Origin of the sequence: Rhodopseudomonas palustris (genome assembly GCF_003226555.1) — a bacterium.
GTDB lineage: Bacteria > Pseudomonadota > Alphaproteobacteria > Rhizobiales > Xanthobacteraceae > Rhodopseudomonas > Rhodopseudomonas palustris_I.
This window is the reverse complement of record NZ_QKQS01000023.1, coordinates 1158739-1173473: the sequence shown is the minus strand read 5'-3', so window position 1 is coordinate 1173473 and position 14735 is coordinate 1158739. Positions and strand designations below refer to the sequence as shown.

Below are 14735 nucleotides of genomic sequence, written 5' to 3'. Positions count from 1 at the left end.
CTGCGGTCCGCCTGATACACACAAGATGCCCGGCCTTGCGCCGGGCATCGACGTTTTGATCCGACCTAGCTCTTCAAGTCCGCGACAAGCGCGCGGCACGATGGCTCGAATTCGAGGCCGCTCATAACCGGAATGGTCACCGCGGCCGAGCGCGGTCGATGATCGCGGCGAAGTTCACACCCTTGGGCAGCGCACCGTAATGATGCGCGCCGCGCTGCCCCAGCCGTGATGCGCAATACGCTTCGGCGACATCTTCCGGCGCGTGCCGGAGCAGCACGCTGGCCTGCAGCCCGGTCGCGAGACGGTCGACGAGATCCCGAGCGCGCTCCTCGAAGTCCGACGCATCGCGCATGTCGTCCTTCAGCGCCGCAATGTGCTGATCGAACGTCACGTCGGCGCCCTTGGCCTGCTCCACCTCGGCGAAATACGCCTCGAGCGTTTCCGGCGTCCGGGTCATCGCCCGCAGCACGTCTAGGCACTGCACGTTGCCCGAACCTTCCCAGATTGCGTTGACCGGGCTTTCGCGGAAGTGACGCGGCATCGGCCCGTCTTCCATCACGCCGGAGCCGCCGATGCACTCCATCGCCTCCGCGGTGACGCCCGGCGTGCGCTTGCAGATCCAGTATTTGCCGATCGCCGACCCGATGCGGATCAGATGCGCCTCGTGCTCATCGGTACGATGATCGAGCGCGCGGGCGATCCGCATCGTCAACGCCAGCGCCGCTTCGGTCTCGAGCGCAAGGTCCGCCAGCACGTTCTGCATGATCGGCTGCTCGATCAGCAGCCGGCCGAACGCAGCGCGCTGCCGGCAATGATCGATCGCCTGTGACAGCGCCGCCCGCATGATCGCCGACGAACCGATCATGCAGTCGAACCTGGTCATCGCCACCATCTCGATGATGGTGGCGACGCCGCGGCCTTCCGGCCCGATCATCCAGCCGAGCGCGCCGCGCAGCTCGGTCTCGCTGGAGGCGTTGGAGGCATTGCCCATCTTCTTTTTCAGCCGCAGCACCTGCAGCGGGTTCTTGGTGCCGTCCGGTTTCCAGCGCGGCACCAGGAAGCACGACAGCCCGCCCGGCGCCTGCGCCAGCACCAGGAAGGCGTCGCACATCGGCGCCGAGACGAAGAATTTGTGGCCGAGCAGCTCGTATTCGCCGCCTGGACCGCCGGGGCCGATCGGGATCGCCCGGGTGGTGTTGGCGCGAACGTCCGAGCCGCCCTGCTTCTCGGTCATCGCCATGCCGATGGTGATGCCCTGCTTCTGCTCGGCCGGCACGTTGCGCGCATCGTAGCTGCGCGCCAGAATCTTCGGCAGCCACTGTTTGGCGACGTCGGGTTGCAGGCTGATGCACGGCACCGCCGCGAACGTCATGCTGATCGGGCAACCGTGGCCGGCCTCGATCTGGCTGTGCAGATAGAACCGCGCGGCGCGGGCGACATGCGCGCCCTTGCGCGGATCGGTCCACGGCGAGGAATGCAAGCCCTGCTCGATCGAAGTCTGCATCAGGCGGTGATAGGCGGGGTGGAAGCGCACCAGATCGGTGCGGCGGCCGTAGCGGTCGTGGGTGTCGAATTCCGGCAGGTGCCGGTTGGCGAGCGCGCCGAGCTCGAGATACTCGGCGGCGCCGATCCGGGCGCCGAAATCGGCGATGTCGTTGGCGGCCCATTCGGCGCCCTCGCGCGTCACCGCCTCGACCAGTGGCCGGTCGGCGCTGAACAGATTGTAGTCGGCGAGTTCGACCGGTTGGTTGATCACCTCGTGGGTGACGGCGCCGTAGGCGTCGGCGGTGGTCGTTGCGGCGTTGAGCATTTCAGATCTCCCGGAAGCGGCGCCTCTGGCGCTTGCGATGGTTCGGCGGGCATCATAGGCAAGCCGCATCGGGCAGGTGTTCGGATTGGGCCTGGATGGCGAAGCGCACGGAAACTCCAGCAAAATCACGGCGAAGGCCGGTGCAGCCGCGCTCGCACGAGACCTCGCGGGCGATCCGCGACGCATTTGTTCGGCTTCTCGACGAAAAGCCGTTCAGTGCCGTGACGATCCGCGAAATCGTGCTGGTGGCCGGAGTCGGGCTCGGCACCTTCTACGAATATTTCTCCAGCAAGGACGAGCTGGCGCGGGCCTGCGTGCATCTGCGCACCAAAGACCTGCTGCTGGCGATGCGCCGCCGCCGCACCGCGCTCGGCAGCTACGACATCGCGACCGGCGTCACCGCGGCGATCACCGCCCAGGCCGAGATCTACGCGCAGGCGCCGCGCGAATGGATGCAGCATTTCATGCTGGAGCGGCACAAGAGCGAGCGCAGCCACTATCTCGAGGCCTACGACCTGTTCCTGAAGGAATGGGAGGCGCTGCTCGAAGGCGCCGCCGACTGGCCGCCCGGCCGCTCCGCCAGGGACGCCGCACGGCCGGTTTTCACCCTGCTGTACGGCATGTTCGCCCACGCTTTGATCCGTGGCATGCCGCCCGCCGATTTTACAGTGTACCGCGACGAGCTGGTGCGGGCGGCGCTCGGCTGTGTGGCGGCGATGATGCCGCCCCAGACGAATGCCGGCGCGACGGAACCCAGCGGCGGTCGCCGCGCTTGAGATCGAGCGGGTTCCGCCGCGGCGAAACTGGGGATCGAGAGTGGCCGAGATCTGGACGCGTAAATCGCTGAGCAGCCTGCAGATCGAGGCTGGGGCTGGGGACAATGGCGACGGCGAGGTCCACCACCTGAAGCGGTCGCTGTCGGCGATCAACCTCGTGGCGCTCGGGGTCGGCGGCATCATCGGCGCCGGCATCTTCGTGCTCACCGGCCACGCCGCCGCGGCGAACGCGGGGCCGGCGGTGTCGCTGTCGTTCGTGCTCGGCGCCGTCGCCTGTGCCTTCGCTGGGCTGTGCTACGCCGAGATGGCCTCGACCGTGCCGGTATCGGGCAGCGCCTACACCTATGCGTATGCAACCATCGGCGAGCTGGTGGCCTGGATCATCGGCTGGGACCTGATCCTGGAATATGCGGTTGGCGCCACCACGGTGGCGATCGGCTGGTCCGGCTACTTCGTCAGCCTGCTCGGCAATTTCGGCATCCATCTGCCGAGCCAGCTCACCTCCGCCCCGCTCGCCTACGACGCCGCGGCGCGGAGCTGGTCGACCACCGGGGCGTTTCTCAATCTGCCGGCGATGGCAATCATCGTGGCGATCTCGACCCTGCTGGTGATCGGTATCCAGGAATCGGCGCGGTTCAACAACGTCATCGTCGCCATCAAGCTGACGGTGATCGCGCTGTTTCTGATTTTCGCCGCCCCGATGGTGACGCCGGCCAATTGGGTGACAGCCGCCAATCCGGACGGCGCCTTCATTCCGCCGGCGCAGGAGACCGGCATCTTCGGCTGGTCGGGTGTGCTGCGCGGCGCCGCGGTGGTGTTCTTCGCCTTCATCGGCTTCGACGCGATCTCGACCGCCGCGCAGGAGGCCAAGAACCCGCAGCGCGACATGCCGATCGGCATCCTCGGTTCGCTGGCGATCTGCACCGTGCTGTATGTCGCGGTGGCGTTCGTGCTGACCGGAATCGTGCCCTACGACCGGCTCAACGTGCCCGATCCGATCGCGGTGGGCATCGACGCCGCCGGGATCGGCTGGCTGTCTTCGATCGTCAAGATCGGCGTCGTCACCGGACTGACCTCGGTGATCCTGGTGCTGATGCTCGGCCAGACCCGCGTGCTACGCGCGATGGCGCATGACGGGCTGATGCCGAAGGCCGCCGCCGCCACCCACCGGCGCTTCCGCACCCCGCATGTCGCCACCATCGGCACCGGCGTTATCGTCGCCGGCCTCGCGGGGGTGCTGCCGATCGGGCTGGTCGGCGAACTGGTCAGCATCGGCACGCTGTTCGCATTCGCGGTGGTGTGCATCGGCGTGCTGGCGCTGCGGATCAAGCATCCGGAGCAGCACCGGCCATTCCGGGCGCCGGCGATCTGGTTGGTGGCGCCCGCCGGCGCGATCGTGTCGTTCATCCTGATGCTCGGCCTACCGCTGGATACCTGGCTACGGCTCGGGGTGTGGCTAGCAATTGGCCTTGCGATCTACTTCCTGTACGGCCGTCATCACAGCAAGCCCGCGGGGCGCTAGACTAAGCTCAGCGGACAATGCCAGGAGGGCATCCGATGAGCTCGATCGCCGAACACAAACGCACCGCGCTGGTGACCGGCGCCAATTCTGGCCTCGGCAAAGCGATCGCTACCGCGCTCGCGGCTGATGGCCTCCGCGTCGGGCTGGTGGCACGCGACCGCGGCCGCGGCGAGGCGGCGCTCGCGGACGTTCGCGCCGCCACTGGTAACGACGACCTGCATCTGTTCGTCGCCGACCTCGCCGATCAGGTCTCGGTCCGCGCGCTGGCGCAGGCGGTGCGCGACCGCTTCGACCGGCTGGACCTGCTGATCAACAACGCCGGCACCGCGTTCGCCGAGCGGCGGCTGAGCCCGCAGGGGATCGAACGCGCCTTCGCGATCAATCACCTCGGCCCGTTCCTGCTCACCAACCTGCTGCTCGATCTGATCAAGGCCAGCGCGCCGGCGCGGATCGTCAATGTCGGCACCCGCATCGACGCGGCGATCGATTTCGACGACCTCAACTGGGACAAGCGTCCCTACGGCATGATGAAGGGCTACGCCCAGTCCAAGCTCGGCAACCTGCACTTCACCTTCGAACTGGCGCGCCGGCTGCAAGGCAGCGGCGTCACCGTGAACTGCGTATTTCCCGGCGTGTTCAAGTCCAATCTCGGCGGCACCGACGGCGCCCAGGGGTTGTTCTGGAAACTACTCGCCAAGCTCGGCGGCTGGGCGATTCCGAAACCGGAAACCGCCGCCCAGCGCGTGCTGTATCTCGCCAACGCGCCGGAACTGGAGGGCGTCAGCGGCGAGTACTTCGCCAATCGCAAGACGATTGCCGCGCCGGCGCAGGCGCGCGACGCGGAAGCCAACAGGCGGCTGTGGGAGATCAGTGAGAGGATGACGGGGCTGGTTCTTCCGCACGCCGCCGACGACCGGGTCCGATGACCGCGCAATCCGACCTCTCGACCATCGAGCAACCGCACAGCGGCACGCCGGGCGAAGTCTTGCGGGTGTTTTTCAAGCTCGGGCTGAGCTGTTTCGGCGGCCCGATCGCGCATCTCGGTTATTTTCGCGACGAGTTCGTGGTGCGGCGGCGCTGGATCGACGAGCAGTCCTATGCGGAGCTGGTCGGCCTGTGCCAGTTTCTGCCCGGCCCGGCCAGCAGCCAGGTCGGCTTTGCAATCGGCCTGATGCGCGCAGGCACGCTCGGCGCGCTCGCCGCCTGGGCCGGGTTCACGCTGCCGTCGGCGGCCGCATTGGTGCTGTTCGCCTATGGGGCCGCGGCGCTGGACGGGCTGCTCGGCGCCGGGCTGCTGCATGGGCTGAAGCTGACGGCGGTCGCGATCGTCGCGCAGGCGGCGTGGGGAATGTCGCGGCAGCTCTGTCCGGATCGCGAGCGCGCCACGATCGCGGTGGCGGCGGCGCTGATCGTGCTGCTCAGCGGGGTACCGGCTGCGCAGCTTGGTGCGATCGCGCTCGGCGGGATCGCCGGCCTGCTATGGTGCCGCAGCGGCGCGGCACCGCGATTCGGCCAGGTCGGTGCGCGGGTATCACGGCCGGTCGGGGTCGCGGCACTGCTCGGATTCGTCGGACTGTTGATCGGCCTGCCGCTGCTCGGCGCAATCACCGGCTCCTCGGTCATTGCGGCGTTCGATGCGTTCTATCGCTCGGGCGCGCTGGTGTTCGGCGGCGGCCATGTGGTGCTGCCCCTGCTGCGTGACGCCTTTGTCGGTCCGGGATGGATCAGCGACGACGCATTCCTCGCCGGCTACGGTGCCGCCCAGGCCGTGCCCGGGCCGCTGTTCAGCTTCGCCGCCTATTTGGGAGCGATGGCTGCGCCCTCCCCGGGGCTGGCAGGCGCAGTGATCGGGCTGGTCGGCATCTTCCTGCCCGGCTTCCTGATCCTGCTCGGCGTGCTGCCGTTCTGGCATGGGCTGCGGCACTACCCAGCCGCGCAGGCGATGATGCGCGGCGTCAACGCCGCCGTGGTCGGCCTGCTCGGCGCCGCGCTGTACGATCCGGTGTGGACCAGCACGATCCACGGCACGGCCGACGTCGCGATCGCGCTGAGCGGCTTCGCGCTGCTGATGATCTGGCGTGCCCCGCCGCTGCTGGTCGTCGCCTTCACCGCGGCAGCAGGAATCGCCGCCGCATTGCTCTGACAGAGCTGGCTCCGGGTCTCGCGCCGTCATCCAGACTCGGGCGTGTGCTCGGGGGCGCCGACGGCGAGCGAGGCGGCGGGGGAGGTCACCAGTTGCAGATAGCGATCGAACTGCGCCAGCACGTCGGCGATCACCTGATCGCGCGTCATCCCCATCACGTCGTAGCCGCGGCTGCCGTCGCTGAAGAAGGTGCGGGCCTCGTAGCGGAAACCCGAATGGGTCGCCTCGGCCGGCGAGAACGCCGGCAGGCGATGCGCGGCCGGGCGCACGCCGTAGACGAAATCGCGCACGCCCTCGGCCGGCACATTCAGCGACACCGACCGGTCCGTTTCGGAGCGGGTCACGATCGAGCGGCGGCCCTGATGCTCGAGCTCGCGGCGGACGTCGTCGAGCGCCGGGGCGACCACCACTTTGATGTGCTCGCCGACTTCGGTCTCGGTCGGCGCGTTCAGGATCAGGCCGAGGCGGCGTTGCCAGGACAGGCCGGCGGCCGGATAGGCCTGCGGCGGCGCGGCGCCCTTATGCACCCGCCGCTGCGCCACGTCGGACGCCATGCCTTTGAACAGCGCCCATACCAGCACCAGCATGATCAGCGAGAACGGTAGCGCGGTGGCGATGGTAGCCGATTGCAGCGCGGCGAGTCCGCCGGTCAAGAGCAGCACAGCGGCGATCAGTCCCTCCAGCGCGCACCAGAACACGCGCTGGGCCGTGGTGGTGTCGGTGGCACCGCCCGCCGCCAGCGTGTCCACCACCAACGATCCGGAATCGGCGGAGGTGACAAAGAACACCGCCACCAACATCACCGCGATCGTCGACGTCAGCATCGGCAGCGGCAGATACTGGAAGAACTGGAACAGCGCAGTCGACAGGTCGCTCGCCACCGCCTGATGCAGCGCGCCTTGCGCGACCGTGGTGTCGACCCACAGCGCGGTGTTGCCGAACACCGTCATCCAGAAGAATGTGAAGCCGGCCGGAACGAACAGCACCGCGATCACGAACTCGCGCACGGTGCGGCCGCGCGAGATCCGGGCGATGAACATGCCGACGAACGGCGACCACGAGATCCACCACGCCCAGTAGAACAGCGTCCAGGCGTCGATCCAGGGACGCGGTTCGTAGGCGTAGATGTTGAACGTGCGCAGCACGAAGGTGTCGAGATAGAACCCGATGTTCTGCACGAAATCGCGCAGCAACTGCGCGGTCGGCCCGACCGCCAGCACGAAGCTCATCAGCAGCACCGCGAGCGCGAGGTTAAGCTCGCTGAGCCGGCGCACGCCGTTGTCGAGCCCGGTGACCACCGAGACGGTGGCGACCGCGGTGATCGCCGCGATCAGCCCGATCTGCACCGCGGCGTCGTTCGGCACGCCGAGCAGATAGGTCAGCCCGGCGTTGATCTGCAGCACACCGAAGCCGAGCGAGGTCGCGATTCCGAACAGCGTGCCGCAGATCGCGAAGATGTCGACGGCGTGGCCGATCGGTCCGTCGATCCGGCTGCCGAGCAGCGGATACAGGCCGGAGCGAACGGTGAGCGGCAGATTGTAGCGATAGCCGAAATACGCCAGCGACAACCCGACCACCGCATAGATCGCCCAGGCGTGTAGTCCCCAATGGAAGAAGGTGATGCTCATCGCCTGGCGCTGCGCCGCGATGCTCAGCGGCGCGGCCTCGGGCGGCGCGGCGAAGTGCTTCATCGGCTCGCCGACCGCGAAGTACATCAGCCCGATGCCCATGCCGGCGGCGAACAGCATCGCCACCCACGACAGATAGCGGAAGTCCGGCGTCGAATCGTCGGGGCCGAGCTTGAGGTCACCGAACCGGCTCGCCGCGAACAGCACCACCGAGACGATGAAGATCCCGACCGCGAGCAGATACAGCCAGCCGAACCATTCGAGGATCCAGCTTTGCACCGCCGCAAAGATCGTCTCGGCCTGGCTCGGAAACAGGACGCCGACGGCGAGAAACAGCGTCGTGATCGCGACCGATCCGAAGAACACCGGGGGATTGATGACGAAACGGGGCATCTGGCCTCCTCAACCTGCCGGGCCATCGGACCGGCTCTCGCCTGCGAGGACCCACGTTGCGGAGAAAGCCGGCCAGTTGCAAATCGCCGATCGATCCGCCGGCCCCATGTGCAGCCATGCGTGTGCTGATCGGCCGAGACGCCCGGCTTTGCCGGGCTTCTCGGGACGATCAGTTCGTTGCCCGGGCGATGGGTCGTTCGCCTCGATCGAACAGTAAGGTACGTTACCGCCCCTTGCTGCGCCCCTTCTCGGCCGCCTTGGCGAGCGCCGCCGCGAACGCACCGCCGCCGCTCGGGGCTTCCTGGCGCGGCTTGTAGCGGTCGACCAGCTTGGCACTGGCGCCGCCGCCACCCCCGCCGGTGCGGCGCTCGCCGGGAGCGGGGATCGGGTCGGACATCCGCAGCGTCAGGCCGATGCGGTTGCGGGGCACGTCGACCTCGAGCACCTTGACCTTCACCACCTGGCCCGGCTTCACCACCTCGCGCGGATCGTTGATGCGCCGCTCGGACATCGCCGAGATGTGGATCAGACCGTCCTGATGCACGCCGATGTCGGCGAAGGCGCCGAACGCCGCGACGTTGGTAATCGTCGCCTCCAGGATCATGCCGGGCTTCAGGTCGGTGATCTTCTCGACGCCCTCCTGGAAAGTCGCGGTCTTGAATTCGGGACGCGGGTCACGGCCGGGCTTTTCCAGCTCCTTCAGGATGTCGCTGACGGTGGGAATACCGAACTTGTCGTCCGCGAACGCCTGCGGCTTGAGGCCCTGCAGCACCTTGGTCTGGCCGATCAGCGCCTTGATGTCGCTCTTGGTGGCAGCCAGGATCTTCTTGACGATCGGATAGGATTCCGGATGCACGCCGGAGGCGTCGAGCGGATTTTCGCCGTCGCGGATCCGCAAGAACCCGGCACACTGCTCGAACGCCTTCGGGCCCAGCCGCGGCACTTCCTTCAGCTTGTCGCGGCTCGGGAACGGGCCGTTGGCGTCGCGATGCGCCACGATGTTGGTCGCCAGCGTCTCGCCGATGCCCGACACCCGTGCCAATAGCGGCGCCGAGGCGGTGTTGAGATCGACGCCGACCGCGTTCACGCAGTCTTCCACCGTGGCGTCCAACGCCCGGGCCAGCGCGTGCTGATTGAGATCGTGCTGATACTGGCCGACGCCGATCGACTGCGGCGGCACCTTGACGAGCTCACCGAGCGGGTCTTGCAGCCGCCGCGCGATCGACACCGCGCCACGGATCGAGACGTCGAGATCGGGGAATTCCTTGGAGGCGAATTCCGAGGCCGAATACACCGACGCGCCGGCTTCCGACACGATCGCCTTGGTCAGCTTCAGATCCGGCTTGGCCTTCATCAGATCGGCGACCAGCTTCTCGGTTTCGCGCGAGGCGGTGCCGTTGCCGATCGCCACCAGCTCGATGCGATGCTTCACGCAGAGCTGCGCCAGCGTCAGCATGCTCTCGTTCCATTTGCGCGCCGGCTCGTGCGGATAGATCGTGGCGTGGTCGACCATCTTGCCGGTGCGGTCGATCACCGCGACCTTCACGCCGGTCCGGAAGCCCGGATCGAGCCCGAGCGTGGCGCGGCCGCCGGCTGGTGCGGCGAGCAACAGGTCGCGCAGATTCGCCGCGAACACCCGCACCGCCTCGACCTCGGCCTGCTGCCACAGCCGCATCCGCATATCCAGCGCCAGCGCGGTCTTGATCCGTGTCCGCCAGGCCCAGCGCACCGCGTCGGACAGGAAGCCGTCGGCGGGGCGTCCCTTGCGGGCAATGCCGAAGGTGGCGGCGATGCGGTTCTCGTACTGCGTCGGCTCCCGCGACTCGGGATCTTCGCCGTCGCCGAAATCGAGGCTGAGCACCTCTTCCTTTTCGCCGCGCAGCAGCGCCAGGATGCGGTGCGACGGCAGCTTCTGGTAGGGCTCGGAGAAGTCGAAGTAATCAGCGAATTTGGCACCGTCGGTCTTCTTGCCGTCGCGCACGCTCGCCTTCAGGGCGCCGCGGCTCCACATCGCTTCGCGCAAGCTTCCGGTGAGGTCGGCGTGTTCGGAGAAGCGTTCGACCAGGATGGCGCGGGCACCTTCGAGCGCGGCCTTGACGTCGGCAACCGGGTGCTCACCATCGGTTTTCACATAGGCTGCGGCCTCGAGCTGCGGATCCTTGTCGGGATTCTGGATCAACAGATCGGCGAGCGGCTCCAGCCCGGCTTCGCGCGCGATCTGCGCCTTGGTGCGGCGCTTCTCCTTGAACGGCAGATAGATGTCCTCGAGCCGCGCCTTGCTGTCGGCCTTCAGCAGCGCCGCTTCCAGCTCCGGCGTCAGCTTGCCCTGCTGCTTGATGCTGTCGATGATCGCCGTGCGCCGCGCCTCCATCTCGCGAAGGTAACGCAGCCGCTCCTCCAGCGTGCGGAGCTGCGCGTCGTCGAGCATTCCGGTCGCCTCTTTGCGGTAGCGGGCGATGAACGGCACGGTCGATCCGCCGTCGAGCAGGTCGATGGCGGCCTGGACCTGCTGTTCACGGACGGCGAGTTCGGATGCGATGACGGACGCGATGTTCGGCACTGGGAGTCTCTTTGGCAGATTGGGTAAGGCGGGGGACTCGGCCACGGCGGCGCGGCGAATCGAAGGCAACCTACGCGATCTTGCGGCCGAGATGCAGGGCGTGTGACCGCCCGGTGCACGACGTGTGCATAACCCGACAGCCGCTTCACCCTGCGAAATGGATTCACCGAGTTCCCTGTTGAAAACGCCGGTTTATTTCGCCGGGGCGTCAGCCTCGGCGTCGAGCACCAGACGGAGCATCCGTGCCAGATCGGCCCGGCGATACGGCTTCGGCAGCAGTTGCACCTCGGGATCGATCCGGCCGTGGCGGAGCATCGCGGTCTCGGTGTAGCCGGAGGTGAACAGCACCTTCAGATCCGGCTTGTACTTGCGCAATTCGTCGGCGAGCTGCGGGCCGTCCATGCCGCCGGATAGCATCATGTCGGTGAACAGCAGATCGAACTCGACCTCGTCATAGACCATCGACATCGCCTCCGCGGCGGAAGCCGCCGGATGCGCCGTATAGCCGAGCGCCTTCAGATGCGTCAGCACGTAGCTGCGCACCAGCGCATCGTCTTCCACCACCAGCACCGATTCACGTCCGCCTTGCGCCAGCGGCGGCGCGGCGGTGTCGGCGACGGCATCGGCGATCACGGCGCAGGGTAGATACAGCCGGATCGTGGTGCCGTACCCCTCCTCGCTGTACAGCTCGATATGGCCGCCGGACTGCTTGATGAAACCGTACACCATGCTGAGGCCGAGACCGGTTCCTTCGCCGACCGCCTTGGTGGTGAAGAACGGTTCGAACACCCGGTCGCGAATCGACACCGGAATGCCGCAGCCATTGTCGCTCACCACCAGCATCACGTAGCGCCCGGCCGCGACTTCATCGTGCTGTTCGGCATAGGCCTCGTCGAGATCGACATTGCCGGTTTCCAGCAGCAATTTGCCGCTGCCGTTCATCGCGTCCCGAGCGTTGACCGCAAGGTTGATCAGCGCGCTGGCGAGCTGCGACGGATCGGCCAGCGCCGGCCGCAAATCGGATGCCGGCTCGACCTCGATCTCGATGCCGGAGCCGAGCGTCGGCCGCAGCAGCTTGACGGTGTCGAGCATCAGCGCATTGACGTCGATGCTGCGCGGCTGCAGCGGCTGCTTGCGCGAGAACGACAGCAGCCCGTGGGTGAGATCGGACGCGCGCGTCACCGCCTGATCGATCATCGCAGCGACGTCCTTCAGCTCCGGCTGATTGGAGACGCCGTCGGCCAGAATCTCGATGCCGCCGGTGATCACCGTCAGGATGTTGTTGAGATCGTGCGCGACGCCGCCGGTGAGTTGGCCGATCGCCTGCATCTTCTGCGCCTGGCGAAGCTGGCGTTCGGATTCCTTGAACGCGGTGAGATTACGATACACCACCACCGCGCCGCCGAACGAACCATCGGGATTCTCGATTCGCCGCGCGCTGGCGGCGAGCTGCACCACCGGCCCATCGCCGTGGCGGATGCCGAGCTCAAGGTTGTCGAAATTCTCACCGCGGCGAGCCCGCGCCGCCGGACTTTCCTGATCCGGCATCGGCGTCACGCCGTCGGCGAGGAAACGCCGGTACTTCTTCCGCCATCGCTCGGAGCCGACATCTTCGGCCGGGCCGAACAGGGCCAGACAAGTCGGGTTGGCGAACACCCGTTTGCCCGCTGCGTCGAGCACCGCGACCGCATCCGCCATGCTGGCAATGGTCTTGTCGAGCAATTCCGTCTTGCTGCGCAGCGCCACATTGGCGGCGTCGATCTTGGCGACGGTCTGATCGAATGCATCGGCCAGAATGCGGCTTTCACCCTGCAACCCGAGCGGCATCACCAGTCGCCCGGTGCGTGAAAACGCAGTCACCGCGCGGGTCAGCTGCGCGATCGGCTTGGCCAGCGAGCGCGACAGCAGCGCCGACAGCAGCACCGCGCCGAGCAGCGCGACCAGACCGACGATCAGGCCCGGCGTCCGCAGCGCCGTTGCCGGCGCCATGATGCGCTCCAGCGGCTCGGTTTCGATCACGCCGGTGCGCTCGCCATTGGACAGCGTCGCCACCACCATCGCGGCGGCGATCCGGTCGCCGTCCGGTCCGCGAAACACCGTCGCAGCCCCCGGCTTGTCGCCGAGCGCTGCAGCGAGCTCGGCGAAATCGTCGCGCCAGCGCCGTTCCGGCTCCGCCGGCACGATCTGCCCGCCTAGGTAGTTCAGCAGATAGCCATCGTCTCCGGCCACAAAGTACACGCTGGTGGCGCTGTCGAGCACGTCGCGGATGCGTTCGAATACCGGGCGCAGGTCCAAATCGATCATCAACACCGCGAACACCGCGCCGGCGGTGTCGCGAACCGGGGCCGACACGGTGAGGCGTGGTGAAAGCCCCGCCCCGCCGCTACCGTCCGTCGACACCACGCGTAGCGGCGAGAAGTACACCGCATCGCCGGTCAGGTCGGCGGCGCGGCGGAACGCCTCGTCGTCGTCGCGCAGCGACAGCTCGGAATCGGGAACGATGCGGACCGCGCCGCCCGGCCCGCGCCGATCGACTTGCACCAGCGAACGCCCGCCGTCCGCGACGGTCGCCAGGCGATAGCTGAGGATACCGGGCTTGAACTGCATGTTGCCGGCATAAGCGGCGGCGACGTGCTGTCGCCACTGCGTTTCGGTGAGTCCGACCTCGGGGTCGATGCCGCCGTTGCGCCGTGCGCGAACGATGCCGCTGTGCGCCGGCAGCAACCGCGCCGCCAGCACTTCGTTGCGGAAGACGCGCAGCGCCGATTCGTAGGCGCCGAGCCGCGCCTTGGCCTGATAGGCGAGCCGCGTCAGCCCGGACGGCACCACCGCGCGCCCGATATTGTAATAGGCGAGCAGCCCGATCGCAGCGACCGTGCACGCCACCAGTGCGGTCATCGCCAGGGTCAGGCGCACCGACAGGCGCATCGATCGAATCTCCGGAACGGAACGCGGACGGATCGGGAACCTATAGGAAGGTCCGGAGGCGCGCTACCGCGGCGGTGGCGCTTACCGCGATCAGGCTGGAATTTCGCCGAAGCCCTTGCCGGGCTTCATTGGCTTCAGACGGATCAGTCGGGAGTCCTCCACCGCCGCCTGGCGATGCTTGACGGCCTCGCGATACACCGGATCGCGAATCATCTCCACGAATGCCGACACGCTGGGGTACTCGGCAATAAAGACGTGGTCCCAATGCTCGTCCTGAGGGCCGATCAACATCAGTTCGAATTGGCCCAGCCACACGATCTTGCCGCCGAGCCGCTCGAACACTGGACCGGAGTCGCGGCCATACGCCGCGTAGGCTTCGGCGCCGGTGGCGTCACGGCCGTCCGGATAGGCGGCGCGCGGCCGGAGCCGCACCAGATTGAGCGTGTGGATCGGCCCCTCGCGGTCATTGGCGCGGAATTGCGCGAACACCTCTTTGGTCGGATCGATGTGGCCGGTCATGCGTCCCTCCTGTTGCTTTGAATTTGTTTGGCCGTGCTAGTATCACGATCGAGCCGCCCATGTCTGCCTCGGAGCCTGTGCATGAACGCCGTTGCCGCACTTCTCGTCGCGCTGGTCGCGGCCCTGCACGTCTTCTTTCTCGTGCTCGAGATGTTTCTCTGGACCAAGCCGCTCGGGCTCAAGGTGTTTCGGAATAGTCCTGACCAAGCCGCAGCGTCCGCGGTGCTGGCCGCCAATCAGGGTCTGTATAACGGCTTCCTGGCGGCCGGGCTAATCTGGTCGCTGCTGCACCCGAGCGCCGCAGTGGCACTGCAGCTTGCGACCTTCTTCCTCGGCTGCGTCATCGTCGCCGGATTGTACGGAGCTTGGACGGTGAGCCGGCGCATTCTCTACGTCCAGGCAGCTCCCGCCGTGGTAGCGCTGATCGCAGCCTGGGTCGCGTAGTCGGCAAGTAGG

General features: G+C 67.3%; 10 protein-coding genes. 5 read left to right on the top strand and 5 right to left on the bottom strand.

The window, feature by feature from the left end:
- Positions 1 to 136: 136 nt before the first annotated feature.
- Positions 137 to 1810, bottom strand: coding sequence for an isovaleryl-CoA dehydrogenase (locus DNX69_RS17945; protein WP_110787278.1), 1674 nt, complete (start codon positions 1808 to 1810; stop codon positions 137 to 139).
- A 95-nt stretch (positions 1811 to 1905) separates the two neighbouring features.
- Between DNX69_RS17945 and DNX69_RS17940 the strand changes: the two genes are divergently transcribed.
- Genes DNX69_RS17940 through chrA form a run of 4 tightly spaced genes read left to right on the top strand, consistent with a single transcriptional unit; the run spans position 1906 to position 6251 of the window.
- Complete coding sequence (locus tag DNX69_RS17940) at positions 1906 to 2586, top strand: TetR/AcrR family transcriptional regulator (protein WP_110787277.1); 681 nt, start codon at positions 1906 to 1908, stop codon at positions 2584 to 2586.
- A 40-nt stretch (positions 2587 to 2626) separates the two neighbouring features.
- A complete protein-coding gene (locus DNX69_RS17935) occupies positions 2627 to 4108 on the top strand; it encodes an amino acid permease (protein WP_110787276.1) in 1482 nt (493 codons plus the stop codon).
- Between the two features lie 35 nt (positions 4109 to 4143).
- Positions 4144 to 5034, top strand: coding sequence for an SDR family oxidoreductase (locus DNX69_RS17930; RefSeq protein ID WP_110787275.1), 891 nt, complete (start codon positions 4144 to 4146; stop codon positions 5032 to 5034).
- Entirely contained in the window at positions 5031 to 6251 is a 1221-nt protein-coding gene (gene chrA, locus DNX69_RS17925) for a chromate efflux transporter (protein ID WP_110787274.1), read from the top strand. Before DNX69_RS17930 ends, chrA begins: the two co-directional genes overlap by 4 nt.
- Positions 6252 to 6277: 26 nt before the next feature.
- Here chrA and DNX69_RS17920 read toward each other — a convergent pair whose 3' ends face one another.
- The 4 genes from DNX69_RS17920 to DNX69_RS17905 form a co-directional block, all read right to left on the bottom strand.
- Positions 6278 to 8272, bottom strand: a complete 1995-nt coding sequence (locus DNX69_RS17920) for a BCCT family transporter (RefSeq protein ID WP_110787273.1) — start codon at positions 8270 to 8272, stop codon at positions 6278 to 6280.
- 223 nt (positions 8273 to 8495) lie between these two features.
- Positions 8496 to 10832 carry a Tex family protein gene (locus DNX69_RS17915; RefSeq protein ID WP_110787272.1) on the bottom strand — a complete coding sequence of 779 codons (2337 nt, stop codon included), beginning with the start codon at positions 10830 to 10832 and terminating at the stop codon, positions 8496 to 8498.
- A 192-nt stretch (positions 10833 to 11024) separates the two neighbouring features.
- Entirely contained in the window at positions 11025 to 13760 is a 2736-nt protein-coding gene (locus DNX69_RS17910; RefSeq protein ID WP_110787271.1) for an ATP-binding protein, read from the bottom strand.
- A 90-nt stretch (positions 13761 to 13850) separates the two neighbouring features.
- Positions 13851 to 14279 carry a DUF1330 domain-containing protein gene (locus tag DNX69_RS17905; protein WP_110787270.1) on the bottom strand — a complete coding sequence of 143 codons (429 nt, stop codon included), beginning with the start codon at positions 14277 to 14279 and terminating at the stop codon, positions 13851 to 13853.
- Positions 14280 to 14360: 81 nt separating this feature from the next.
- Here DNX69_RS17905 and DNX69_RS17900 point away from each other — a divergent pair, with 81 nt between their 5' ends.
- On the top strand, positions 14361 to 14723 hold the full coding sequence (locus DNX69_RS17900) for a DUF1304 domain-containing protein (RefSeq protein ID WP_110787269.1): 363 nt from the start codon (positions 14361 to 14363) through the stop codon (positions 14721 to 14723).
- The last annotated feature ends 12 nt before the right edge of the window (positions 14724 to 14735 follow it).

What these genes read in the sequence shown, in the direction of transcription:
- DNX69_RS17920 (WP_110787273.1), bottom strand. Translation starts at nt 8,272, where the DNA reads ATGCCCCGTTTCGTCATCAATCCCCCGGTGTTCTTCGGATCGGTCGCG.
- chrA (WP_110787274.1), top strand. Translation starts at nt 5,031, where the DNA reads ATGACCGCGCAATCCGACCTCTCGACCATCGAGCAACCGCACAGCGGC.
- DNX69_RS17930 (WP_110787275.1), top strand. Translation starts at nt 4,144, where the DNA reads ATGAGCTCGATCGCCGAACACAAACGCACCGCGCTGGTGACCGGCGCC.
- DNX69_RS17910 (WP_110787271.1), bottom strand. Translation starts at nt 13,760, where the DNA reads ATGCGCCTGTCGGTGCGCCTGACCCTGGCGATGACCGCACTGGTGGCG.
- DNX69_RS17945 (WP_110787278.1), bottom strand. Translation starts at nt 1,810, where the DNA reads ATGCTCAACGCCGCAACGACCACCGCCGACGCCTACGGCGCCGTCACC.
- DNX69_RS17905 (WP_110787270.1), bottom strand. Translation starts at nt 14,279, where the DNA reads ATGACCGGCCACATCGATCCGACCAAAGAGGTGTTCGCGCAATTCCGC.
- DNX69_RS17900 (WP_110787269.1), top strand. Translation starts at nt 14,361, where the DNA reads ATGAACGCCGTTGCCGCACTTCTCGTCGCGCTGGTCGCGGCCCTGCAC.
- DNX69_RS17940 (WP_110787277.1), top strand. Translation starts at nt 1,906, where the DNA reads ATGGCGAAGCGCACGGAAACTCCAGCAAAATCACGGCGAAGGCCGGTG.